At 51.2% G+C, this 24,284-nt stretch carries 23 protein-coding genes; 11 read left to right on the forward strand and 12 right to left on the reverse strand.

Features of this window, described 5'->3' with window-relative positions; genetic code table 11:
* Positions 1 to 322: 322 nt before the first annotated feature.
* Positions 323 to 1,612: an adenosylmethionine--8-amino-7-oxononanoate transaminase gene (bioA, locus tag DEV76_RS19250; protein WP_109699661.1), complete on the reverse strand. Its 1,290-nt coding sequence runs from the start codon at positions 1,610 to 1,612 to the stop codon at positions 323 to 325.
* A 194-nt stretch (positions 1,613 to 1,806) separates the two neighbouring features.
* Here bioA and DEV76_RS19255 point away from each other — a divergent pair, with 194 nt between their 5' ends.
* From DEV76_RS19255 to DEV76_RS19280, 6 genes are read left to right on the forward strand one after another with little or no spacing between them, the layout of a single operon-like run.
* Positions 1,807 to 2,106, forward strand: coding sequence for a GNAT family N-acetyltransferase (locus DEV76_RS19255; RefSeq protein ID WP_109699555.1), 300 nt, complete (start codon positions 1,807 to 1,809; stop codon positions 2,104 to 2,106).
* A 21-nt stretch (positions 2,107 to 2,127) separates the two neighbouring features.
* A complete protein-coding gene (locus DEV76_RS19260; RefSeq protein ID WP_109699556.1) occupies positions 2,128 to 2,499 on the forward strand; it encodes a hypothetical protein in 372 nt (123 codons plus the stop codon).
* 11 nt (positions 2,500 to 2,510) lie between these two features.
* Positions 2,511 to 2,741: a (4Fe-4S)-binding protein gene (locus DEV76_RS19265; protein WP_109699557.1), complete on the forward strand. Its 231-nt coding sequence runs from the start codon at positions 2,511 to 2,513 to the stop codon at positions 2,739 to 2,741.
* An 11-nt stretch (positions 2,742 to 2,752) separates the two neighbouring features.
* Positions 2,753 to 3,625 carry a pirin family protein gene (locus DEV76_RS19270; RefSeq protein ID WP_109699558.1) on the forward strand — a complete coding sequence of 291 codons (873 nt, stop codon included), beginning with the start codon at positions 2,753 to 2,755 and terminating at the stop codon, positions 3,623 to 3,625.
* Between the two features lie 9 nt (positions 3,626 to 3,634).
* On the forward strand, positions 3,635 to 4,342 hold the full coding sequence (locus tag DEV76_RS19275; protein WP_109699559.1) for a DNA alkylation repair protein: 708 nt from the start codon (positions 3,635 to 3,637) through the stop codon (positions 4,340 to 4,342).
* A 38-nt stretch (positions 4,343 to 4,380) separates the two neighbouring features.
* Positions 4,381 to 4,572: a hypothetical protein gene (locus DEV76_RS19280; RefSeq protein WP_157962999.1), complete on the forward strand. Its 192-nt coding sequence runs from the start codon at positions 4,381 to 4,383 to the stop codon at positions 4,570 to 4,572.
* A gap of 143 nt (positions 4,573 to 4,715) precedes the next feature.
* On the opposite strand, the gene DEV76_RS19285 is transcribed toward DEV76_RS19280, so the two are convergent.
* The 3 genes from DEV76_RS19285 to DEV76_RS19295 form a co-directional block, all read right to left on the reverse strand.
* Complete coding sequence (locus DEV76_RS19285; protein WP_109699662.1) at positions 4,716 to 6,086, reverse strand: alginate export family protein; 1,371 nt, start codon at positions 6,084 to 6,086, stop codon at positions 4,716 to 4,718.
* Between the two features lie 6 nt (positions 6,087 to 6,092).
* The gene (locus DEV76_RS19290; protein WP_232826992.1) at positions 6,093 to 7,847 is read right to left on the reverse strand and encodes an amidohydrolase; all 1,755 of its coding nucleotides are present in this window, start codon (positions 7,845 to 7,847) and stop codon (positions 6,093 to 6,095) included.
* 89 nt (positions 7,848 to 7,936) lie between these two features.
* Positions 7,937 to 8,638 (reverse strand): hydrolase, encoded by a 702-nt coding sequence (locus DEV76_RS19295; protein WP_109699562.1) that lies wholly within the window; start codon positions 8,636 to 8,638, stop codon positions 7,937 to 7,939.
* A 193-nt stretch (positions 8,639 to 8,831) separates the two neighbouring features.
* Between DEV76_RS19295 and DEV76_RS26355 the strand changes: the two genes are divergently transcribed.
* On the forward strand, positions 8,832 to 9,254 hold the full coding sequence (locus DEV76_RS26355) for a transposase (RefSeq protein WP_157963000.1): 423 nt from the start codon (positions 8,832 to 8,834) through the stop codon (positions 9,252 to 9,254).
* Here the strand turns inward: DEV76_RS26355 and DEV76_RS19305 are convergent.
* The 7 genes from DEV76_RS19305 to DEV76_RS19335 form a co-directional block, all read right to left on the reverse strand.
* A complete protein-coding gene (locus DEV76_RS19305) occupies positions 9,175 to 10,497 on the reverse strand; it encodes a hypothetical protein (protein ID WP_109699564.1) in 1,323 nt (440 codons plus the stop codon). The genes DEV76_RS26355 and DEV76_RS19305 overlap by 80 nt on opposite strands.
* A 12-nt stretch (positions 10,498 to 10,509) precedes the next feature.
* Entirely contained in the window at positions 10,510 to 12,594 is a 2,085-nt protein-coding gene (locus DEV76_RS19310; protein ID WP_109699565.1) for a hypothetical protein, read from the reverse strand.
* A gap of 180 nt (positions 12,595 to 12,774) precedes the next feature.
* A complete protein-coding gene (locus DEV76_RS19315; protein ID WP_109699566.1) occupies positions 12,775 to 13,644 on the reverse strand; it encodes an aldose 1-epimerase family protein in 870 nt (289 codons plus the stop codon).
* A gap of 9 nt (positions 13,645 to 13,653) precedes the next feature.
* On the reverse strand, positions 13,654 to 14,832 hold the full coding sequence (locus tag DEV76_RS19320) for a heparan-alpha-glucosaminide N-acetyltransferase domain-containing protein (protein ID WP_109699567.1): 1,179 nt from the start codon (positions 14,830 to 14,832) through the stop codon (positions 13,654 to 13,656).
* A gap of 87 nt (positions 14,833 to 14,919) precedes the next feature.
* Positions 14,920 to 17,103: a chondroitinase-B domain-containing protein gene (locus DEV76_RS19325; RefSeq protein ID WP_109699568.1), complete on the reverse strand. Its 2,184-nt coding sequence runs from the start codon at positions 17,101 to 17,103 to the stop codon at positions 14,920 to 14,922.
* A 298-nt stretch (positions 17,104 to 17,401) separates the two neighbouring features.
* The gene (gene map, locus DEV76_RS19330) at positions 17,402 to 18,166 is read right to left on the reverse strand and encodes a type I methionyl aminopeptidase (protein ID WP_109699569.1); all 765 of its coding nucleotides are present in this window, start codon (positions 18,164 to 18,166) and stop codon (positions 17,402 to 17,404) included.
* A gap of 58 nt (positions 18,167 to 18,224) precedes the next feature.
* A complete protein-coding gene (locus DEV76_RS19335) occupies positions 18,225 to 18,551 on the reverse strand; it encodes a MerR family transcriptional regulator (RefSeq protein ID WP_109699570.1) in 327 nt (108 codons plus the stop codon).
* Positions 18,552 to 18,697: 146 nt separating this feature from the next.
* Between DEV76_RS19335 and DEV76_RS19340 the strand changes: the two genes are divergently transcribed.
* From DEV76_RS19340 to DEV76_RS19355, 4 genes are all read left to right on the forward strand, one after another.
* Positions 18,698 to 19,195: a nuclear transport factor 2 family protein gene (locus tag DEV76_RS19340; protein WP_109699571.1), complete on the forward strand. Its 498-nt coding sequence runs from the start codon at positions 18,698 to 18,700 to the stop codon at positions 19,193 to 19,195.
* Between the two features lie 125 nt (positions 19,196 to 19,320).
* On the forward strand, positions 19,321 to 20,025 hold the full coding sequence (gene pepE / locus DEV76_RS19345; protein ID WP_109699572.1) for a dipeptidase PepE: 705 nt from the start codon (positions 19,321 to 19,323) through the stop codon (positions 20,023 to 20,025).
* 187 nt (positions 20,026 to 20,212) lie between these two features.
* Positions 20,213 to 21,676 carry a Gfo/Idh/MocA family protein gene (locus DEV76_RS19350; RefSeq protein WP_109699573.1) on the forward strand — a complete coding sequence of 488 codons (1,464 nt, stop codon included), beginning with the start codon at positions 20,213 to 20,215 and terminating at the stop codon, positions 21,674 to 21,676.
* 76 nt (positions 21,677 to 21,752) lie between these two features.
* Positions 21,753 to 23,468 carry a DUF885 family protein gene (locus tag DEV76_RS19355; protein ID WP_198652129.1) on the forward strand — a complete coding sequence of 572 codons (1,716 nt, stop codon included), beginning with the start codon at positions 21,753 to 21,755 and terminating at the stop codon, positions 23,466 to 23,468.
* On the opposite strand, the gene DEV76_RS19360 is transcribed toward DEV76_RS19355, so the two are convergent.
* On the reverse strand, positions 23,465 to 24,175 hold the full coding sequence (locus DEV76_RS19360; protein ID WP_232826993.1) for an NUDIX hydrolase: 711 nt from the start codon (positions 24,173 to 24,175) through the stop codon (positions 23,465 to 23,467). The genes DEV76_RS19355 and DEV76_RS19360 overlap by 4 nt on opposite strands.
* Between the last annotated feature and the right edge of the window lie 109 nt (positions 24,176 to 24,284).

Below are 24,284 nucleotides of genomic sequence, written 5' to 3' on the forward strand. Positions count from 1 at the left end.
CCCCCGGTAACCCCGGGGGCTTTTTTATGCCCTGTAGCCCCGTGAATGCGCAATACCTGCTTCAGGGTAACGCCGTGCTTACTTCAGGGATACTCCGTAGTTAAAGAAGGGATACTTGGGGGTTAAAGCAGGGTAAAGGTATATTTAAGGGGGATAGATGCAATGCAGTAGCGGCTTGTATACAACTCTGTATACCTGAAACTTCGAAGAAGGATACTATAAGTTACCCTGCAGTAAACCTTTTGTACGATAAAAGTACCCTATTAGTAAAAAGTAAGTGATAATACTGTAAAGAGAAAGGAGGTTTACCCTGGAAACAGCCTTATTTTCCCTTTCCGGCGGTGTACGCTGCCAGCATTTCTAGGATGCTGTTGTAGGTGGCCTCCAGCTGCGCATCGGTGATGCAGTATGGCGGGAGGATGTAGAGCGTATTGCCAAGGGGGCGGAGCATCACGCGCTTTTCACGGAAAAAGGCATGCAGGAAGCCCGAAAGGTCGTTGATATAGCTGTCTGCCTCCCCGGTCTGGATTTCAAACGCCACGATCGTGCCCGTTTGCCGTACATTTTTGACCGCAGGATGCTCCCGGAGGGTGTTGGTGAAGGTTTGGTGCTGCCGGGCGATGCGGAGACGGTTTTCGGCGCAGGAAGGGGCTAAAAAGAGTTCAAGGCTGGCGAGAGCCGCCGCGCAGGTTAGCGGGTTAGCCGTGAAGGAATGCCCGTGGAAGAGCGTCTTCAGCTTATCGTTACTCAGGAACGCTTCATACATCTCCGCTGTACAGGTAGTGATGCCCATGGCCATGGTGCCCCCGGTAAGCCCTTTAGAGAGGGTGATCATATCCGGAGGGGTAGCTACCTGGTCCATCGCGAAATTTGTACCCGTGCGGCCGAAGCCGGTCATGATCTCGTCGGCAATGAGCAGGATGCCTTTGGACTTGCAATGCGCCAGCAGGATATTGAGTGCAGCCGCTTCGTACATGAGCATACCACCCGCTCCCTGAATGAGCGGTTCAAAAATGAAAGCTGCGGTATCATCACCCAGCGCATCTATCTGCGCTGTAAGTTCGGGAAGGTTATCCGTTGTTGGGAGATCAAGGAAAGTGACTTCGAAAAGATAGTCGTCGAACGCCCGGGTGAACACGCTGCGTGCACTCACACTCATAGCCCCGAAGGTATCGCCGTGGTATGCATCATGGAAGGCGAGCAGCTTGCGGCGGGGGAGGCCCTTGTTCTGCCAGTACTGGATCGTCATCTTCAATGCTACTTCCACCGCAGTGGAGCCATTGTCTGAATAAAACACCCTGGCCTGTTTATCGGGCAATACGGGCAGCAGCTGCTCTGCCAATGCTACGGCAGGTTCGTTGGTATAGCCCGCGAAAATGGAATGGTGGAGTACGGCGGCCTGCGCTGCCAGTTTTTGCGTGATGTAGGGATGGGCATGCCCGTGTATATTCACCCACCAGCTGGAAGTAGCGTCGATGTATTCATTGCCCGCCTCGTCTGTCAGAAGGGCGCCTTCGCCCTTAACAATGCCCACAGGAGCGGGGGCGGTTTGCATTTGCGTGTAAGGATGCCAGATTACGGCCTGGTCGCGTTCACTTAAGCTTTTTTGCATTTCGCAAATGTATAGCTTCATTTGTACATCGGAAACAAGCATGTCACATATTCATGTTTCCTGTAATTAATCTGGGGTGCCAACCAATTGCCTACCTTTGTGTTGTAATGAGATGGCACGCCTTTTGGTTATCGGTGCCCCGTTAATATTAGCCATATCAAACCAGATTCCTGTTACAACCCAAAAGTGAAAATATGGATGCGAAGCTGATCGAGATCAAGGAGAACTTAAATGCAAAACAATTCGAGACCCGTGTAAACGGATTTCTTGCGAAAGTAGAATATATGGAAGGCGGTAACCGCATCTTCCTCACGCATACCGAAGTGGCGCCCCAGCTGGAAGGCCAGGGCGTTGCCGCAGCGTTGGTGGAGCGCGTGCTGGCCATCCTCGATGAGCGCGGCGCCAAAATAGTGCCGCTTTGCCCTTATGTAGCTACCTTTATCCGGAAAAATCCGGAGTGGAAACGCCTCCTTGCTCATGGTATCAACGTCTGACACACTTTAATTTATAAACATATGCCCTTAACGAATTTTGACAAGCTTCATCACCAACACCAGGAATGGAAGAAAGATCTGCTGCTGAACGAAAAAGAAATCAAATCGCTGCGCGAAGAACTCACCGAACTGGCCGCAGGCCGTGTGGATCACGACACCGCCGTTAAAGTGGAACATTTCCAGAATGCCCTCATCCGCCAGAAAGAAGTAGTGAATGACCTCCTCGGTAACGTCACCAAAGGCGATAAAATGATGTCGGAAGCAGAAGGCGATAACGCACAGCTCCATATGCTGCACAATAAGCTACAGGACGACATTGAAACCTTCGACCGCCTGTTCATCGAACTGCGCGAAGAGTTCAAAGCATTCAAGCAGCAACTGGTTCAATCTTAAAATGCCTGCCCATGGATATGCAACATGAATATACCAACGGAGAAGTAACGGTGGTATGGAAACCGCGCATCTGCCGGCATACCGGTATCTGCGCACGCGGGCTGCCAACCGTTTTCCTGCCCAAAGAGAAACCCTGGATCAGGATGGATGCGGCCGATACCAGCGCCATCATACTCCAGGTAAAACAATGCCCTTCGGGAGCATTAAGCTTTTATATGAACGCAGATAAACCGAAAGACTAGCCCATTCCCGCATGCAGCAATACCGCAGCGTACAGCATGTACTGTATGCAGACCAGAAAGATATGGGCGATATGCCCGTGAGGCAGCCGTTTCCCTCCGTTCATGCCGACCGGATAGATCCCTTCCTGCTCCTTCACCACATCAATGTAAGAGTGCCCGACTACCTGCCGCCACGCCAGGCAGGGGTAGGCCCGCACCCGCACCGCGGCTTTTCGCCCGTTACGTTTATTTTCAAAGGCGGCGTGCATCACCGCGACAGCCGGGGTAATAACTCCATCGTGCGCGCCGGAGGCACGCAATGGATGCATGCCGGCATGGGCATCGTTCACAGCGAGCGCCCGCCCGATGATATTCATGATACCGGCGGAGAGCAGGAAATGATCCAGATATGGGTGAATTCCCCTGCCAGCCATAAAAGAGACCAGCCTTCCTACTTTCCCCTCCACGCATCGGATACACCGGTGGTGAAGAGTGAAGACGGGCTGGTGACCATCCATGTGGTAGCGGGTGAACTCATGGGTGTAAAAGGCCCCGTGCCAACCATTACCCCCGTTAATACCTTTACCGCACATTTCCGCAAAGGCGGACATTTCTATATCCCCCTGCCCGAAACGCATCATGCTTTCATGTACCTGCTCGACGGGGAGCTGAAAGTGACAGGCGCCAGCGTATACACCGGGTTTCACTGCCTCGTGTTCCGGGAAGACGGGAAGGGGATCGGCATTACCGCCGAAGAAGATACCCGTGTATTCATCGCTTCCGGTGAGCCTATCGGTGAAAAGATAGCTGCCAACGGACCGTTCGTCATGAACACCGAAACGGAAGTGCTGGAAGCCATGCGCGATTATCAGATGGGAAAAATGGGTATATTAATAGAAGAATAAACCCCTGACATGACGCTTGCAGAAACCATGGCGGCCATCAACGCCGCCGGAACCGCTCAAACGAAGAAAACGCTGATGAACCACGGCGCCCGTGAACCTATTGCAGGTGTGAAGGTTGCCGACCTGAAAGTGATCCTGAAGCAGATCCGGAAAGATCAGTCGCTTGCACTGGCCCTATACGAAACGGGCCATTACGATGCACAGTATCTGGCCGGCCTCGCTGCCAATGGAGCGCTGATGACGGCCGCACAGCTGCGCAATTGGGCGGAAACTGCCAATGCCGGTGGCATCAGTGAATATTCAGTACCCTGGGTAACGGCGGAGCATCCCGATGCATGGAACATTGCGCTGTCGTGGATAGACGATGCTTCACCAGAAGTGGCCGTCAGCGGATGGGCCACCCTCGGCGGACTGGTATCCCTGCTGCCCGATGATCAGATCGATGTGAAGCAGGTACTGGCACTGTTGAAGCGGGTGGAGAATGAGATTCATGATGCACCCAACCGGGTTCGCTATGTCATGAACGGCTTCGTGATCGGCGCAGGCACCTATGTGGATGCTGCGCATCATGCAGCGGTGGAAGCAGCCCGGAAGATAGGGGCCGTAACGGTAAATATGGGAAATACTGCCTGTAAAGTACCGGATGCGGAAGGGTATATTGCCGCTTCGCGCGGGAGGCCCGGAGGGGCAAAGAAAAAGAAGACGCTTAAATGTTAAATGGGGATATCCCGTAGATATGGGTGACCAAAAACGTTATGAACAGCGGCTATTCAAGAGTAGTGAAAGACAACCACATCAAATTTTCCCTGCGCCAGGAAAACATACTCTTCAACGGCATTGGGTTCAACATGGCCCGCAAATTCCACCTGCTGCAGGAGCAGAAGCCGATCGACATTGTTTCACCCTCGATGAGAACGTTTGGAACGATGAAAAACACCTGCAACTAAAAGTGATCGACTTCCGGTTATCCGAAGCATAACCAGCATTGATGGATTCACATCAATAAACGATACATCAAAAGCTGGATAATAGAAGACGGCAACTACCTGCTACTCCTTCCTCGGAATGAACGCCCCCAAAGCCTGACAACCTAAAACCTGAACTGTACAGTAGTGCCCGTAAGCAAAATATCCTCGCCTGAACTTACCCCCTTCAAATAAGAACCGGCTTTAAACCAGGTAAGTTCAGCACTCAGGAAAATAAAACCATTCGGCGTATAAGAAACATCAGTAGCCAGTTGCCCACCAATATACTTGTCAGCAACATTTCTGCCCGTATACAAAGGCGCCATATTCACTCCATAAATCCCATCATTAACACTATAACGCCAGAAAACATCGTAATCTATACCCACCTTTACCTTCTTCAATAGGCTTACCGACAAAGAGGGATGAACATCGATCAGGTTGGCCGGGCCTATCAAAGCAGCAAGGCCGAAATAAGCACCTTTCGGAAAAAGCGGATTAAAAGTTTGTAGCCTGCCATCATCATAATGCCTGTCGCCACTGATCAATTCAGCCTTCAGGCCCAGTTCAGGCCGTAACTTCACGTTACTTAACAAATAAGAAGTATTAAGAGAGGCAGTCCAGGCACTAATCGTTTTACCGGCAAAGCGCCCGGTCTGGTAAACAACCTCGGCATCATACCGCCAGTTCCTTTTATCATCCCATATCCTTACCCCAAAAGAATGCCTCCGCTCCTTCCCCTGGCCATCATCAAAAAAAGCACTGCGCTTCCAAAGCCCCAGATAATAAACATCTACATTCCTGATCACGGCAACCTGTTGCTTCACTACATACAAACCCCACAAACGTATATCCCTGTTAAGGCCGTCATCAAAGATTCCATCCTTGGCCGTCACATAATAACTGTAAAACAGGTCAGCCTTATAATCCCCCGCCACCAGCAAAGAACGCACAGCATCAAAAGATTGCCGGTTATTGGGCCGTTCACGTACCGAAACCAAACGCTGAGATCCATAAGATAACTCCTGCCGTCCCAGCCTCAACACCAGCTGAGACCGGCGGGCGGGCGCTATACGGAAATCCATAAAGCCCTGGTGCACCTCCAATGGGTTCTCATCCACCGGCCCCGCAGATACCAGGCTGCCGGCAATACTACTCTGCAACTGCACAAACGTTCTGAAATGCTCCCCCGCATGAAAATCGGCATGCGCAAGATACCTTGACAACACATAACCATCCCTATCGTCTGGATCGTCCCCCCAATTTGCATTATTTACATAGAAATACTGAAAACGCACCTCACCCCCATAACCTATATACGTTCGCCCATCCTTCGACAACGGAGAAAACTTCATCCGCTTATACCAGTCGCCCGAAGAATCCTTGCTAAATAACCGGTAATCTTCATCATACCGCAACAACTTAAAAGGAGGCACGGATTGCCCATCAACCTGCACAAAACACAGTAACAACAATATGAAAAACAGCTTGCACACCACTTATCATTTTGAATACTGGTATCCTCCAAAATATTTCACCGGGCTCCAGGAAGGAATTACCGGCAGCGCAGCAGGCGCCAAAGACTTGAAAACGTCATCACCATATACCACCTTTCCATCCACCATCGTAAGCACAGAACTTATAGAACTTATCTCTCCCTCAGGAATAGTCAAATAATCCTTATTAAGGATCACGAGGTCTGCATAATTGCCCGGCCTAATACTTCCCTTTCCTTTCTCCTTAATTAGAGAATAGCCACCTGCAGTCAACAGGCGCAAAGCAGTCAGCCTGTCTAAAGTATGCTCCTTAGCCATTACCTGAGAGCCGCCGATTGATTTACCGGTAGTGATCCAGTACAGCGTCACCCACGGATTATAACTCGCTACCCGTGTGCCATCCGTACCCAGCCCCACGGGTAGGCCTATCTCCAGCATCCGCTTTACCGGTGGCGCCGCCAATGCAGCCTTCTTACCGTACCGGTGAATAAAACTTTCCCCCTGGTAAGCCATGCGATGCTGCACAGCTATACCACCACCCAAAGCCATAATACGTTGCATATTTTCTTCACTAACCGTTTCAGCATGATCTATCAGCCATGCCAGCCCATTCAACGGAGTTTCCTTATCCACAGCTTCTATTACAGACAGCGCCCGGCTGATACTCTCGTTATAAGTTGCATGCAAGCGGAAAGGCCAGCGCTTCTTTACCAGCAATTGTACCACAGCCTTCAGGTTGCCTTCCAGGCTGGCCGGCAGTTCGGGACGTGGAAACATGAAATTCTCAAAATCGGCCGCATCCATGACCAGGTTCTCACCACCACCCCTTACATAATAATCTACCCCATTAATACCATTATCCCCGTGATCGTCGATTTCCACCATGCCCGTCCATTTTCTAAAATCATCCAACTCAGTACCCTTCTTCTGCGCAAACAGAAAATAAGGCAACCGAACAGATATCTTACCCAGCCTGTTCAACGAATCAGTAATACCATAATCATCCGGGAAATTCTGAAAGCCTCCACCGGCATCCATTACAGCCGTCACACCCAGCCGATTCAGCTCCGTCATATACTGCAGAGTAGAATTTACCTTTTCCGCAGTCGTGAGTTCCGGCAGTTTGGCCAGTGTAGAATACAGGATAAACGCATTCGGCTCGGCAACTAACAAACCAGTTGGATTGCCTTCATCGTCTTTTTCAATCAAACCACCAGCAGGATTGGGCGTGTTGCCATCGATGCCTAACTGCTGTAAACCAGCTTTATTTAACCAGGCCTTACCATACAGATATAAAATAAAAGCCGGAACATTACCCGTGGCTGCATTGATCTCTGCAAGCGTAGGTAGCCTTCTCTCGTCAAACTGATACTCGTTCCATCCGCCTACCACCCTTACCCATTGACCAGCCGGAGTCCGCTGGGCTTGCTCTTTCAACATTTCCAGCGCCCGCTTCAGAGAGCTCACACCGTCCCACCTCAGCTCCGTATTATAAAACCTCCCACCACGTATCACGTGCAAATGACTATCAAACAATCCCGGGATCACCCGTCGGCCGCCGGCATCTATTACTTTTGTCTGCTTCGTCTTTAGCTTAAGCACCTGCGCATCAGTTCCGGTAAACAATACCTTATTACCGGCTATGGCTACAGCCTGAGTCTCCCTTTCACCATCAACAGTCGTTACCTTGCCATTCACAACAATAACATCAGCTTTGGTTTGCCCCTGCGCGGTCAATACAGTTCCCGTATAACCCGCCATCAGCAGTGGCAGGAATACATATAACCTTTTCATCGCTCAAAAATTAAGCTGCAGAATGATCCTGCCCCTGCGTAATAAAACAAATATTACTAATGCTTCAGCATTTCATGTGCATACTGAATACCAATACCATAAGCACCACCGTATTTTTTCACAAGATTGGTAACAGCCTCATAAGTCTCACCCCTGGCCCAGTCGCGTTGTAACTCCAGCAAATACTGAATGGAAGTCATTGGCTTTATACCTTGCTGCACCATACGATTGATGGCCATCTCATGCGCTTCCGTACTCACATCACCACTGGCATCAGTGATCACATACACGTCATAACCATCAGCCTTGGCAGATAAAGCGGGACCTACTATGCATACACTGGTCCACAAACCGGCCAACACGATCTTCTTCTTACCCTTACCTGTGATAGCCTTATGCGCATTCACATCCTCCCAGGAATTCATCGTTGTTCGGTCGATATAAGGAAACTTACCTGGAGGATAAAACTCGGCTACTTCAGCGAAAACCGGTCCACTGAATGATTTCTCTGCAACGGTAGTAACTACCGTAGGCACCTTGAATATACTGGATGCACCGGCTACAATTGCCGTATTATGCCTCAACTGTTCAATAGGAATATTCTTGACAGCAAAACCCATCTGACTTTCATGATCTATCAACACCAACGCATGGTTGGTAGGGGTCAGCAGGTCTGATGAAGGCTTCTGAGCGTTGGCAGCCACCCCTGCAACAACAGCGATAACTATAGCGGTCATTGATCTGATTATCTTTTTCATACTCTTTTTAGTTTGAATTGTTCTTCTGTTTTTTGATAAAAAATCTATGACACAAAATTATCACTGTAGAAAGATGAAGGCAAGTGACATATAATGAAAGTAGTTGTACATATCATCTAGTGGCCCGGTGAGAAGAATAAACTACCACTTGCAGAGCAATGAGTAGAAAAAACGACCCGCTTTTAACAAACCCTTGGGGCTGACCCAAAAGGTTAGCTTTTTTGGAGACATCAAACACAGTATGGGCTTCCGTCGCTACCACCTGGGTGGCCTGCGCAAGGTAAAAACAGAGTTTGCACTGGTGGCCATGGCCCATAACCTGCGAAAAGTTTATCTCAAGGGTATTCAAAAGGCTCCTGATAGGGAAAACAAGCTCAATGCAGCTCTTTTATTTCCTGATCTTCTCGCAGCCCCTATACAACCTCCTCAAAAACTTGCTGATCCTAAAAAACATATAGCCCGCCAGGGCGGGCCATATGTTTTTTACTTTTTCACGAAACTGACCTTTTGGGTCAGCCCCAATGCAGGGTTTCCCTTCAGTTCTTCTGTAACCATACCTCATAAATGGTGCCTGATGAATTGGTGGGATTCAGCCCGCTGCTTTGCGGCGCGGTAGCTTCTATCCCGCCATACATCCATCCTATTAATGTATTGCCCGAACCTAATCTGGCGTAATCAATCACATCAGTAGTTTTGCTCATCACCGGGGTGTTAGGTGCAATGATAAATGCTGCATTGGCGCCGATATAACCAGGCAGCGTGGTATTTTTCTGCGGATATTCCTTTGTGGTGTTGGCGGTACGCACAATGGTAGATACCCGGTTGAACCAGGGCATGAAATTGGACGCATTGCCGGGAACTTCGTTTCCGTTATCGTCGATATACCAGTCGGTAATGCCGCCGATGAAGGAGATATATGCTTCCGTGGTGGCGGAGTTGTAGCATGATATGGCTGCGCAGTCGTACATGCAGAACCGTTGCTTAAAAGAGGTATCTACCCGTGCAAGGGTATTAAAGCCCATATCCTCAAAATACACGGGGTTCACGAAGGGGCCACCCTGGTTATTAAACACACCGGCAAATACGCCTACACCCACGTTCCGGTTGGCAGGCATCACCATTGTTACGGAAGGGTAATCGCGCCGGTGAAACTGATTGGCGCCGTTGTACTGCTCGCCGGTGGTAATGGTTGTGTAATTAGAGACAACCGGGTTGCCGCCGCTGGTGCTGATCTTGAAACGGGCAATCTGTTCCGTGTATTTACCGGTAACCGCTCCGGAATATTTGCCGGTGTAATTCTGCCCCATCACAAGGTGGAACCAGTCGTTCAGTTTTACAAGGTAGCCACCGGTTACGGCCATGCGACTATCCTGCGTGGTAGTAATGTAATTGTTGAGTGCAAACCCGTTCTGCACACCGGCAATGGTACGTTGTACGTCTATTGCCGTGATCTGTCCGAAGGTCTGATAACAGCCGTCGTTCGCACATCCCGCACCATATCCGCCTATGCAGTACAACGTATTGCCGTCCTGGTAAAATGCGATGTTGGTGGAGCTGAGCTGGTATTGCAATGCCGTGGGGATATTCCCTTTCCAGGATTTGTTATTGACAGGGTCTATCACCCAGATGAATTTGTTGGATTCCGAGGAAGGAAAGGTGGAGCCGGAGCCGGCGGTTCCGTGGAAGCCGTTGGTGCGCCCGCCTACTACCAGCCACAGACCGTTCTGAACGGCGATGCAGAAAGATTGCAGGGCAGGGGCGGGTTGATTGGCAGCTTTTTTCAGGCTGATGGTGTAGGGCGCCTGTGCGGCAGCCGTTATGGTGGCGCAAAGGAGAAGGCCAAGTATAAGGTGTTTCATGGATGGATGTTTTTAAGGGTTAATGACTTTGAGGCACCAGGCATTGAGCAGCTTCCTGCGGGAGTCTGACAGGTCGCGGGTGCGGGGCATGGCACTGGCTGTATTCCATACGTCCAGACTGATGCGCCCCATCAGCGCACGGGCCATCACAGGATCTTTCCAGATGGCAGGGTCGCTCAGGTTCACTACCTGGCTCATGGCAGGGTAGAGGAGGTAATAATTACGCAGCACCTTGTTGTAAACCACATCCCACGTCAGCTTATCGTTGCCGGTTGGGGTGGGCGAATTCGGGTCTTTGTAATACTGCGAATAGTCTTCGTCGTTAGGCAGCACCCGCACGTTGATGATGGAACCGGTGAGCGGGTTAAACTGGGCGTAGCAGGAAGGGGGTGGTGTATCGGAAGGTGTACAGGTAATGAGTACATTCCCTTTTTTGCAGACAGGCAGTGAAATGGGATCACCGAGGTTGTAATTGTCCTGCAGTTTCATGGCATTGCCCGGTGCCTGGTTAGGCGTGGTATCGTAATACCAGAGCTGGTAATTGTACCCGCCATTGTTCGTTAAAGGCACCCCGTTTTTGTAACCGATGAACGAGATGGGCACTGTACCCGGACCGTAATCCCTGAACTGCGTAGTAGTGGCATTGGGTGTTACGGTATTCTGTTCTGCATATACGCCGGAGGTTTCCGAGAAAAGGAATAACGGCTTTTCGATATGGATTGCCTGATTGATACCCATAGGACCGGAAACGTATAGGAAGAATGGTTCGCCATTGTTGACTTTGGCGTTGATGAAAGCGTTCCAGGTGAAGTCGAATACCCAGCCGTTTGCATCGTTCGCCTGCAGGTCCATGTAATTGATCTGCCCCAGTACGAGGGTGTTGGGATCGTTGAGATTAGCGGGATTACCGATGGCGAGGTAGAGCTGTCCCATATCGAATTTGGGATTGTTGCCGGTAACCATGGGGTCATAATTACCCAGATACATATCCGGCAGCACGGCGGATAGATCTATCGATATCTGCCCGGGTATTTGTTTGAACTGGTCGTAATTGCGGTAATACAATATAGCGGGTGGTATCTGCATTTGCGGTGCTCCCATCCTGTTTCCTTTCCATCCTATGGGCCATGGGAAGGTTTGTGGTTCGAGGTAGCGGCCTGTGGTTTGCGAAATGGCATCGCCCTGGAACCATGGGGCAATGGTACCCTGTATCTCAAGGAAGTCTGAATTGGTGCCCTGTGTGGCATACAGGGCCGTCATGGCATCTATATAAGCCTGGCCTTTGTATTTAAAAACATTGATTTTCTGCAGTGGCCTGTACACCGTAAACCGGCATACGATACCGGTGAGCGACTGGCAGGTAGGAGAAGTTGCAGGCATGCCCTGCAGGATGGGCTGGCCGGTTAGTTCACTCATCGGGATCACGCACTGGAACATGGCAGCGGCGCCGTTAGGCCCGGTGAGGTTGCCATTCTTGAAGAAGTTGATCCAACGTGTCATGGCCTTGGAAGGCTTGCCGGTGAAAACTGCCGTATCACCTGAGATAAGGCTGAGGAAATCGGTGTAGATCTGGGTGTTGGTAGGGTCTTCCGGATTGATGTCTATCACCATGCCCGAACTGCGGCCATTGGGGCCTGTGCGGTTGAGGAAAGACAATTGGCTGGATTGGATGGTGCTTTTCAGGGAAGAGGGAATGAAGTTTTTGGGATCGTTGATACCGGTTACTTTAACACCGATCATATCCAGTCCCATATCGCCATAGTAGTTCCATTCTCCGGGGAAAATGGTGTCGTTGGTGGTAACTTCTACCGAAGGGGCAGGCCGTTCACCTTCGAAGCGTTTGGCAGTAATGGCGCAGGGGTTGGAAGGAGGCGGGTTATAAACCCCCAGCGGGGTAACGGCCCATTTCACCCACGTGGCATCGTCCATTCCGTAGGTCATGGGCTGTACGCTGGCAGAATCCGCGAGCCTTACAGGCTGGCCGTTGTATGGACCGCCAACAAACTGTTCTCCGGAATAGTCGTCGTTGTTGGCCGTACCTACGTTAATGGAAATCAGGCCCTTGTAATTGATCCTGGGATAATCAAAGATAGACATTGGGGGAGGTGTATTAGATTAACAATGCATTAACGGACGCAATTAAGGGAATTCAGGCTGGTTAAAATGTTAATGCATGTTATGACACCAACGTACAAACGAATTGGCCATCAGTAAAATAGGGGTATTCCCCGCCGGAAAGGTACCCGGCGGGGATATGTTAAGCATACGCTGAAATACTTAGAAAAAAATTGCAGACCACTCCCGCTGGAAGATGGCTTCAGGGGCAAGATCGATGATGCCTTCCTTCTTCTTAAGCTCCCCGCTGGCATCCGTATGGTCCGCGATGCCGCACCAGGGTTCTATACATACAAAATCTGCGTCCTTCGCGCTCCAGATGCCCATATAAGGGAATCCGGGGAAGCGCACTTCCAGCCCGTGGGGTGTGCTTTCACTGCGGATGGCAATGGCATTGGAAGCAAGGTGTTTAAACACCAGGGCGTCTTTATAGAAAAGCTTCTTCGAAATCGGCAGTACTTCAGAATTAGAGAAGAAGGCTTCCGGTTCGGGGAGTATTTGTCCTTCGGGAGAAAGTGGCCATAAACCGGCATTCTCGGGAGCATTGAAGTGCAGGGCGTAATCGCTGTACGCTGTACCTTCCACCAGCGGCATTTTAAATGCAGGGTGCGCACCAACAGAGAAATACATGGCAGCATCGCCCGTGTTTTGTACGGAATACCGCACGGCCAGCGTTGCATCGGTTATGGTATAACGGATACTCAGGCTGAATGGGAAAGGGTAGTGGCTGAGCGTATCTTCGTCATCCGTCAATACAAAGGTGGCCGAATGCGGTGTGTGCTCTGTCAGCTCAAAAGTTTTATCCCTGGCAAAGCCATGGCGCCCCAGTTCATAGGTTTGACCGTTGTAACGGTAACGGTTGTTCTTCAGTCCGCCTACAATGGGAAACAGTACAGGACTTTTCTTCCCCCAGAAAGCGGGGTCGCCGCTCCAGAGGTATTCCAGGTGATTATCTTTTCTGCTGATGCTTTGCAGTTCAGCACCTTTGGCACTGATCTGCACGCGGAGGATTTCATTCTCGATAGTGGTCATGCTGCAAATTTACAGTTTCAGGCGGATTCCTCTTTTACTGATCCATCCTGTTATCTGTACAATGATCAAAGCGAATGCCAGTGATTTCAGCAGGCCGATCCATCCGCCATAAGGGAACATGAGTGAAATGCCCGTCATCCCCACAAGGGCATATGCGTAATAAGGCATGAGGTAGCAAAGGAGCGTGTCGGTACCGGCGGGTTTTATGATCCGGAATTTATCCGCCTGTCCTTTCAGATCCGCCAGCCAGTATATTACCGCGAACAGTACGATGGTAATACCGCTGCAGATGAGTACCCAGCTGGGTGTCACCAATACTTTGGAAATACCCCAGAAAGGACGGGTAGCTAATCCGGCAGCAATCAGTCCGGCAGCTATTAATGTTAACCATCCAATAACGGAAGCGGAGCGTTCCTTAGCCGTTAAATGGCGGAAGATCATGGAAGTGAAGGCACCACCCAAAACGAGGGCTACATGGCCGCCATCGCCAAGGGGGCCAATGATTGGCCGTATCCAGTGATCGCCGGGAATGAGGTTACCATGAACTGCCATGTTCAGGGCGGTAAATACCGCCCATGCACCCAGTACCACGGCAAGGGAGCCTTTCCCGAGGATGTAAACCACCGCACTTACGAGGTAAGCCCATCCTATCAGGCCCAGGATGCCCCACCAGTAAATGGAAAACGTATCCGTGCCATCGCCTCCGCGGGCAATCCAGGCAAGGAACAGCAGCATGGCGATACCAAGGCCTTTAAGCCCATATTTGAGGGCTTTGGAAGTTGTGGCGGCATATTGGTGCCAGAGGAGGATAAAGGCCGTGCAGCCGATGACGTTGAACAGTCCGCGTGATATGCCCGTGGCTTCCGCATTCAGGTATTCCCCGTTCACCAGTACGAGGCCCATCACCAGTAAAGCCAGTCCCCGTTCACCGGCATGCCGTAGGAGGGCAGGGGTATTGTCGCCTTTCTTAATCCTGGCGGCTATGGCATAAGGGAGGCTCATACCTACGAGGAAGAGGAAGGCAGGGAACACCGTGTCTGCCAGGCCCATACCGTCTTCATTTGGTTTGGTATGCTCCAGCCAGCCCGGGATGCCGTGCAGCGTCCAGAGGTCGTTCACGAATATCATGAGGGTCATGGTGATGGCGCGGGTAATATCTATCGACGCGATCCTGTGCGAATTGGTCATGGGGAAAGTGGAATTTGTGTTAAGATAAAAAACGGGGCCGGTATTTTCAACCGTACCCCGTGTCCATTCTGGTTGTAACCTCAGAAATTATCGTGCTACCACCAGCCGTATCTGCTTTTCCAGCCGGCCGGCCTGTAATTGCAATATATACACCCCTGCAGGCTGCGGTACCGCCGGCCAGCGAAGCGTGTGCTCACCTGCTTCCTGACGGGCATTCAGCAGGGTTTCTGTTTGTCCGTTCATGTTATGCACCAGCACCCGTACCACCGCAGCTTCGGGCAAACTGTACTTTATGGTGGAAGCCCCGCCCGATACCGGGTTGGGATATGCCTGCAGCGCAACTTCCTTCGGAGCTGCCGCTTTCTCTTCGGGTAATTTGCGTGCCATCATTCCTACCGCGGCACTTTCTCCAAATACCCGTAACTCCGCAATACTGGCCCAGGTGCCGGTATAATCTGCCGCGCCGGTCACTGTAATGCGTACATACCGTGCCTGAACCGGACCAAAGTTGTCGGTAATGGGTGCAGCAGCAGAGCCGCCCTGTGTATTGGCCGAACGGTTCACGATCTGCGTATAACTGCCGCCGGATGTGGTTTTGGACTGTATGGTAAACTGATAGGCCCGGTCGTTCAGGCACACTACTTCCGTTTTGGAAATATTATACACCGCTCCCAGGTCCACTTCCAGCCACTGCGGATATACACTGGCCGACCAGCGGGTGTTCACATCCCCGTCTACCGCCGCTGCTGCTGGGTTCTCCGGCTGTGGGGCACTGCTTACTGTAACGGATTTATTAAGCGCCAGGTTTACGAGGACAGGAGGGGTACCGGGTTCTGCAGGGCCGCCCAGCCAGGCCGGACCAACGTCCATGGAATCCAGCGCCCGGTTGGTTACCGTGCCGGAGGTGCGCTCATCGGCGCCTACGTCTTTTGAGCTGGTGCGTGTTTGTCCGTCGATGTCAAGAGATACATTCACGTCTACCGGTAATCCGGAAATGGCGAGTACGCCGCCCCATCCGCCAACACCGGCGTCTATAGCCGGACTGGCAGCACCTATCCTCCAGCTGCCTGCAGATTCCAGTTGGGGATTGGCCATGGTAATACCGCCGGGGTTCGTTATGCCGAGGGTGCCTGAGAAGATGTTGCCCATCCAGGTTTCTGAACCTGTGAGGTTATTGGCTACGAGGGTCTGGTTGGCATCCACGGCAATATTATTCGCCACTTTCACGCCGGTGGGCGATAGCGGTCGGGAGCCGTTGTTCACATCAATAGCCTTGCCGCTGTTGAACTCCCCGATGGTATTGTACGCTATCACACAACCGTTGATCTGCGGGTTGTAGCGTACTTCCCCGGCAGGGTAGGTTTGCCCTTTCTGCAGGATGATCACTGCATCGCCGGTAGAGTTTTCGGCATCAAGTCCGTAGAAGAAGTTGTTGATGATATAGTTCTGAGAGCCTATCACACGTACGCCGCCGGTCTTGGCTTTTCCTTCACCGAGGAACCAGTTGCCGTAGAGAACGTTACGGTCGCCATGCCGGAAGCAGAACTGTCCTTCTGAGCGGCGGAAGGTGTTGTAGCGGTAGAGGTTCTCCGAGCTTTTGTTGGAGATGATCTCATTTTCCCCGTCGCATTCGCGGAACAGGTTGTACTGGAAGAGGGTGCGGGAGATGTTATCCATCTGCCCGGAATACCCTACCCGTACTGTTTCCCCGCCATTCACACCCAGTGGCGGGCGGCGGGAGAAGTGGTTGTATTCCACCACGTGATAGTCGGCCGTCATGTCCCGTACCTCAATCTGAAAGGTGGGGTCTACGGTGTTTTTGCCTTCGAAATGGCAATGGTCTACCGTAGCCCGGAGACCGTCGAGTACCATCCATTTGCTGCCTGAATTGTAATTGATCATGGCGCACTGGGTGATGCGGTTGTAGCTGCCTTTGATGGTGACTACGTTGCCGGTAACGGTGCCGTTGGTCCATTTGAAGCCGTGCACCACGAGGTAGGTACCGGTAACGGTGAGGGTGGAGTTCCCGGAAAAGGTAACGCCGCCGGGTGTTTGTGCCCTCATTTCAATGGGGGAGCCGGAGGTGCCTGCCGAGCTGAATGTAATTGCGGCATTGTTCCATACACCGTTCTGGAGGATGATACGGTCGCCCGGTTGTGCTGCTGAAATAGCAGTGTTAAGTGCCGTCATGTTCGACACGTTTCGGTCGATGGCCCATGCGCCGGCGCACAGGAGCTGAAGGCTCAGTAATAATTGGTAACGTTTTCGCATAAGTGGAATTTTGGGTGATGATATGAAAGACTGGTAAAGGGAAAAATGGATAGTTTTTATCCTGACAGATGATGCTTTTTCATAACGCGGTTAAATGGTAACCGAATGTATGCAAACGTTTGCAAAAATATAGATGCTTTTTTGCTGAAATCAGGTAGTTTTTTGCTCTGGGGAGGGTGAGGCTGATGCTATATATACTATAGTCAAGAAGAAGGGGGAGGGGTATGATAATATGGGGAACATTAAAAGGGCCGTCTCAATAGTATGAGACGGCCCTTTCATTATTTCGTTCGTGTGATCAGTTCCAGATATCGTTCCCGGCGGTGAGCAGTACGGGAGCGCCATCGGTTACCATGATGGTGTGCTCATGCTGGGCAACAAAGCTGCCGTCTTTGGTTTGCAGCGTCCAGCCGTCACCATTCTCGTAAGCCCAGGTGGCTTTGGTGGAGATGAAGGTTTCGATGGCTACTACACCATTTTTCTTAAAGCGGTTGCGGTTGTATTTGTCGTAGTAATTGGCGATGGAGTGCGGCTCTTCATGCAGGCTGCGCCCGATGCCATGACCGGTAAGGTTCTCGATAACGCGGTAGCCTCTTTTTTTGGCTTCTGCTTCTATCAGTCCGCCTATCTCGGCGATCTTCACACCGTCGCGGATATTATCGATGGCTTTGCGGAGGATCTCGCGGGAGGCATCTACCAGTTTCTGGTGGCCGTGGATATCTTCCCCGAGTACAAACGACCCGCCGTTATCGGCCCAGAAGCCGTTTAGTTCGGCAGACACGTCTACGTTCAGCAGATCGCCTTCATTCAGTATACGCTTATTGGAAGGGATGCCGTGGGCGATTTCGCTGTTGACGGAGATGCAGGTCCAGCCGGGGAATCCATATGTTAATTTAGGGGCGCTTTTGGCGCCAAAGGAGGCCATTACGGCATTCCCGAATTCGTCCAGCTCACCGGTAGACATTCCCGGGCGGGCATATTCCCGCATTGCTTTTAAAGTAAGGGCTACCGCCTCTCCGGCTGCCCGCATGCCCTGGAGCTCTGCTTCGTTCGTTATTGACATGGGCGTAGGTTTATCAGTTACTGCAATGTACGGAATACTACCCGGTATCGTCTAGGCATTATTGCTTAGGTGCTTTACCCGGCTTACTAAGCTGCTTCAGCGCTTTGTCAATTGTTTCCATGCGCTTGCGGATCTTCTCCGCCGCCGAATCAAGGGTGTACCCTTCATCGATCAGCTCTTTAATGAGGAGCATCTTCTTGATATTGGCGTAGTCATAACGGCGGTTCTTCCCTTCTTCTTCGGTCAGGCTCACAATGATCCCCTTATCTTCCCAATACCGGATCTGCCGTGCGGCAATGCCTGTAATCTGGGATACTTCCCCTATGCCTACCACCAGCTTCCCCAGGAAAGCAAAGTCGAATTGCAGCTCTTCGGATGATTCCATTTTGTAAATTATTTACAATGATTGTTGTAAAATTAGAAAGGATTCCTTTAATTTGCAATTGTAAATAACTTACAATAATGGCCATTTATTAGCATTGTTTACGAAGTCCGCCATGGGCGGCACATTACTCTTCAAAACACCCTAAAATGAAACGTTTATTATTAGCTGTTTGTCTGGCCGGAGCTATTGCCCCGGTACAGGCCCGGAACCTCCATGCCATCTCTTCCCGTGCTGATAAAGCACCTGCCAAAGCCACCGTTCAGGCATTCTTTGCCGCATTCGGGAAAGGCGATCTCGAAGCCCTCGTTCAGACTTTTGACCCCAATGCGGAAATCACCGCAGTACGTACCGGAGAAAGGGCTGCCGGACAGCTCTACGGTTCTTACAAAGGCCACACCGGCGTAAGGGAATTCGTGTCCGGGCTGGGAGCTGCCTTCAGCACCAAAGCCTTTACGGTAGATCAGGTGATCGGCGAAGGAGAGATCGTATTTGCCAGCGGTAAGTTCACGCATGAAGTGAAAGCCACGGGTAAACTCTTTTCCAGCGACTGGGCATTAAAATGCGTGGTGCGAGGGGGAAAGATCGTATCCTACCATTTTTATGAAGACTCGGCCGCTTTACTGCAGGCCAGCGCTGGTTCCTGACCGGAGCTTTACCGCTGTACCACGGAGTTGCTGTTATCAGCGGCTCCGTGGTTTCTTTTCAGGCAATGTTGTAAAATCATGTAATACCGGCTTACCGATTGGGTTAGTATCCGTAATTTCGGGACATGCGAAAGATTGTTTTAGCCAGTACATCAACATTATCCGGAGAGGAATACCTTGCTTACCTCGGGCCGGCTATCCGTGAACTTTTTGCCGGTATCCCGGAGATTGTTTTTATCCCGTATGCGCGCCCCGGCGGTATCAGTCATGATGAATATACCGCACGTGCAGCGGAAGCATTTGGCGAATGGGGCATAGCCGTAAAGGGCCTGCATACCTTTCCTGATCCGGAAGTAGCCATCCGTCATGCGAAGGGGTATTTCACCGGCGGCGGTAATACCTTCCTGCTGGTAAAGCAGTTACATAATCTAAAGCTGATGGATTTGCTGGCGGCCGAAGTGGAAGGAGGGAAGCCCTACCTTGGTACGAGTGCAGGCAGTAATATCGGCGGGGTGAATATGCAGACCACCAACGACATGCCCATTGTTCTCCCGCCCAGTTTCCAGACCATGAACCTGGTGCCTTTCAATCTCAACCCGCATTACCTCGATCCTATTCCAGGACTAAATCATATGGGAGAAACGCGGGAAACACGCATCCGTGAGTTCCATACCCAGCAGAACATACCGGTGGTAGGTTTGCGGGAAGGCAGCTGGATAGCAGTGGAAGGTACGGAAATAGCCCTCCGCGGCCCTCACAGCGCCAGGATCTTTAAAGCCGGCCATGAGCCTTACGAACTGGCTGCCGGCGGTAATCTTTCCCTGATCTGATCCTGATAATGAAAATCATATGACCACAGGCGGTTAATACCGCTTGTTGTTTTTTTATGCCGTTCTATCTGCTGAATTGATTATTTCTTCCAGAATTTTCACCGTTAGTGGAGGAAATCAGAAAAAAGTGGAAATGTTTATTAATTTAACCGGCTCTTTATTGTCAATAAAGCTCAACCAATTCATTATGAGTTCAAATCGGAGAAATTTCCTTCGCCACCTGGCGATCGGCTCTGGCGCCCTTGTTGCAGGCATCCCTTCTTTTGCATCCCCGGCGGCTACGCCAACTGATGCGGAACTGAAACATGCTCTCGATCAGTCTAAAAAAGCACAACGCTTTAACATGAGCGGTTATGCTGCTCCCAAAATCGATAAAGTCCGTATCGGCTTTATTGGTCAGGGGATGCGTGGTCCCGGTGCGGTTCAGCGTATGTCGTATATCGACGGCGTTGAGATCGTTGCCATCTGCGACCTGATGCCTGAGCGTGCCACCAAATCCAATGGCATTGTTACCAAAGCCGGCCGCCCTGCCGCAAAAGAGTATTCCGGCGAAAATGGCTGGAAGGAAATGATCGATAAGGAGAAGCTGGACCTGGTATACATTACCACTCCTTGGCATCTCCACACCCCCATGTGCCTTTACGCCATGGAACACGGCAGCCACGCAGCTTCCGAAGTGCCCATCGCACTCACACTGGAAGATTGCTGGAAACTGGTGGAAACATCAGAGCGTACCAAAAAGCATTGTATGATGCTGGAAAACTGCTGCTACGACTTCTTCGAACTGCTTACCCTCAACATGGCGCGCCAGGGCCTCCTCGGCGAAATCGTACATGCAGAGGGCGCTTATATCCACGATCTGCGCGACCTTAACTTCTCCAAGAAAGGTTACCAGAACATGTGGCGCCTCCGCGAGAACATCGCGCACAACGGCAGCCTTTACCCTACACACGGTCTTGGCCCCATCGCCCAGTGCATGAACATCAACCGCGGCGATAAAATGGATTACCTCGTTTCCATGTCGTCTAACGATTTCATGATGGCAGATATGGCGAAAGCCAAAGCTGCTGAAGATCCGTTCTTCAATGAGTTCGTAGGCGTTAAATACCGTGGTAACATGAATACCACTACCATCAAAACAGCCAAAGGCAAAACCATGATGGTGCAGCACGACGTTACCACGCCGCGCCCTTATTCCCGCATCCACCTTGTGAGCGGCACCAAAGGTGTTGCCAGCAAATGGCCCGATCCTGAGCGTATCGCTTTCGGTCACGGTTGGATCAAGGAAGATGAACTGAAGAAACTGTACACCCAGTACACCCCCGAAATCGTTCAGAAGATCGGTGAAATGGCTAAGCAGATCGGCGGCCACGGTGGTATGGACTTCATGATGGACTGGCGCCTGATTGACTGTCTCCGCAACGGTCTTCCCCTGGATCAGGACGTATACGATGGTGTTTCCTGGAGCAGCATCTTCCCGCTCAGCGGAAAGTCTATTGCCAAACGCTCTTCCAGCGTGGATATTCCTGACTTTACCCGTGGCGCCTGGAAAACCAACGCTCCTGTTGAACTGACGCTGAAAGGCGGCGGCACTACCGGTGTTATCGGCGTAGGAAAGAAAGGTGAGTCCAAGCAACTGAACGTGCACTAATCACGCATGTATCTTATATTTGGCGCTCTCCACACCAGGAGAGCGCCTTTTTTTTATTCCAATCCTGCTACCCTTTATGAAACAATTCTTTACCTGCTGCCTCTTGTTCGTTGCCGCTTCCGCCACGGCACAGCAATCCGATACCGACCTCTATGCCCAATCGAGCGAAGTCAACAACATCATGGTGCAATACGAGGCCGACCGGGGTATCCTCCAGCGGTTTTATGCTATCCGTAACGCTCCCGAAAGGCGCCAGCGGCTCGAAAAGCTGCAGGCGGATTATATGCAAAGGCTCAGTGCGCTGAACTGGGACAAGCTGCCCACCGGCTCCCGCGCGGATTATATTCTCTTCCGCCGCAACCTGCAGCAGGAGCGGAATGCATTGACTAGTGAGAAGGTAGAATCTGAAGCAGTAAAGCAATACTTTCCTTTTGCAGATTCCTTATATGCCGCAGAAGCCCGCAGGCGCAGAGGGCTTACCCCGGATGCACGTGCGCTCGCCGCAGCATGGAACGCTGCGGGGAAAGAAGTCATAAAGCAGAAAGCCCTGCTGGGGAAAGACAGTACACTGGCGCCGGCCTTTGCCCAAAGGGGGCTTGGTATCACCCGGGGATTACAACAGGCTATTAAAAGCACCTATGATTTCTATTCCGGCTTCGACCCTCAATTCTCCTGGTGGATGCCTGCACCATACCGGCGCCTCGACAGCCTGCTGAACGATTACGCAAATACCTTCCAGCAAATTGCACGGAAAGCACCCTCTCAGAAAGACGATGGCTCCGGCATCATCGGCCAGCCCATTGGCCGTGTAGCCATACAGGTATTGCTGCAGCATGAAATGATCCCCTACACCCCCGAAGAGCTGATCGATATCGCGAATAAAGAATTTGCCTGGTGCGAACAGGAGATGCTGAAAGCCACAAAGGAAATGGGCTTCGGTACCGACTGGAAAGCTGCCATGGAGAAAGTGAAAGGTACCTCCGTGGAGCCGGGTAACCAGCCGGAGGCTATGCTGGGATTATACAATGAATCCGTTGCGTTCCTGAAAAAGCACAACCTGATATCGTTGCCTCCGCTGGCAGCAGAAACCTGGCGAATGAATATGCTGTCGCCCGAAAGACAATTGATAGCCCCGTTCTTCCTCGGTGGGGAAGAGCTGCTGATTGCATTCCCGACCAATACTATGCAGCACGATGATAAAATGATGTCTATCCGCGGAAATAACCCCCATTATTCCCGTGCTGTGGTGCACCACGAGCTGTTGGCGGGCCATGGCCTGCAGCAGTTTATGAACGACCGCTACAAATCTTACCGCCGCTTTGATACCCCTTTCTGGACAGAAGGCTGGGCATTGTACTGGGAGCGCCTCCTCTGGGATAAGGGCTTCCCCCGCGGGCCGGAAGATAAAGTGGGCATGCTCTTCTGGCGCATGCACCGCTGCGCACGCATCATCTTCTCACTCAGTTACCATACCCACAAATGGACGCCGCAGCAGTGTATCGACTTCCTCGTAGACCGTGTGAATCATGAACGTGCCAATGCGGAAGGAGAAGTGCGCCGCTCATTTACCGGTGGCTACGGCCCCCTTTACCAGATCGCTTACATGATCGGCGGGTTACAGTTCGAAGCGCTGAAGAAGGAGTTGGTAGACAGCGGAAAGATGGATATCCGCGCTTTCCACGATGCTATCATTCGTGAAAACGCCATGCCGGTAGAAATGGTGAGAGCCATACTACTGAACAAATTACCGTCGAAGGACTTTAAAACTTCCTGGCGGTTTTATCCGCTCTAACGGAGGGAGTCCGGATTGGGAATGAAATTGAGGAAAGCGTTGAACTTCGTCTGATACTTCCTTTTATCAAGTTTGTAATAGAAAGCGCCTCTTTTCGAAGAGGTTCTTTCTTTGTCTTTCTGCTTTACCAGCAGGCCGGTTGAGAGTACCTTCCGGGAGAAGTTACGTTTGTCCATCAGCGTATCGAAAATGCCTTCGTAAAGGTGCTGCAACTGGGGCAGTGTGAACTTCTCCGGGAGCAATTCGAATACGATGGGATGGAAGGCGGCTTTGTAACGCAGCTTCTGCTGGGCTAAAGTCACCATATCGCGATGGTCGAAGATGAGGGAAGGGAGTTTTTTAAGGGGGAACCATTCGGCATGGTAATCCTGGTTGATCTGCTGCGTGTAACGGTTAATATCGATCAGGCTGCTGTATAATACCGACAGGGTACGGTCTACCGGATCGCGCTCTACTTCCCCGAAGGTGCACAATTGTTCCATATACACATTTTCAAGGCCTGTGAGTTCCTTAAGTACTCGGGAGGCGGCGTGGTCGATGGTTTCGTCGCGCTTCATGAGTCCGCCCATTAGGCTCCATCGGCCCTTCTCGGGCTCAAAGCCCCTTTTGATGAGCAGCAGCTTAAGCTCTGTTCCGTCAAATCCAAAAATAATGCAGTCTACTGCCACCAGCATCCTGTTTTTGCTGGCATATTGGGCGATTTTCAAAGCGGATCAGTTTTTTCGTGGTAACGATTTAAATGTCGTGCAGACAATTTATCAAACATTCCTGAAAGTTTGCCTGAAATTTTCGGGATTTAATCCTGATATTTAAAGG

The organism is Chitinophaga deserti (assembly GCF_003149455.1).
Taxonomy (GTDB): Bacteria; Bacteroidota; Bacteroidia; order Chitinophagales; family Chitinophagaceae; genus Chitinophaga; species Chitinophaga deserti.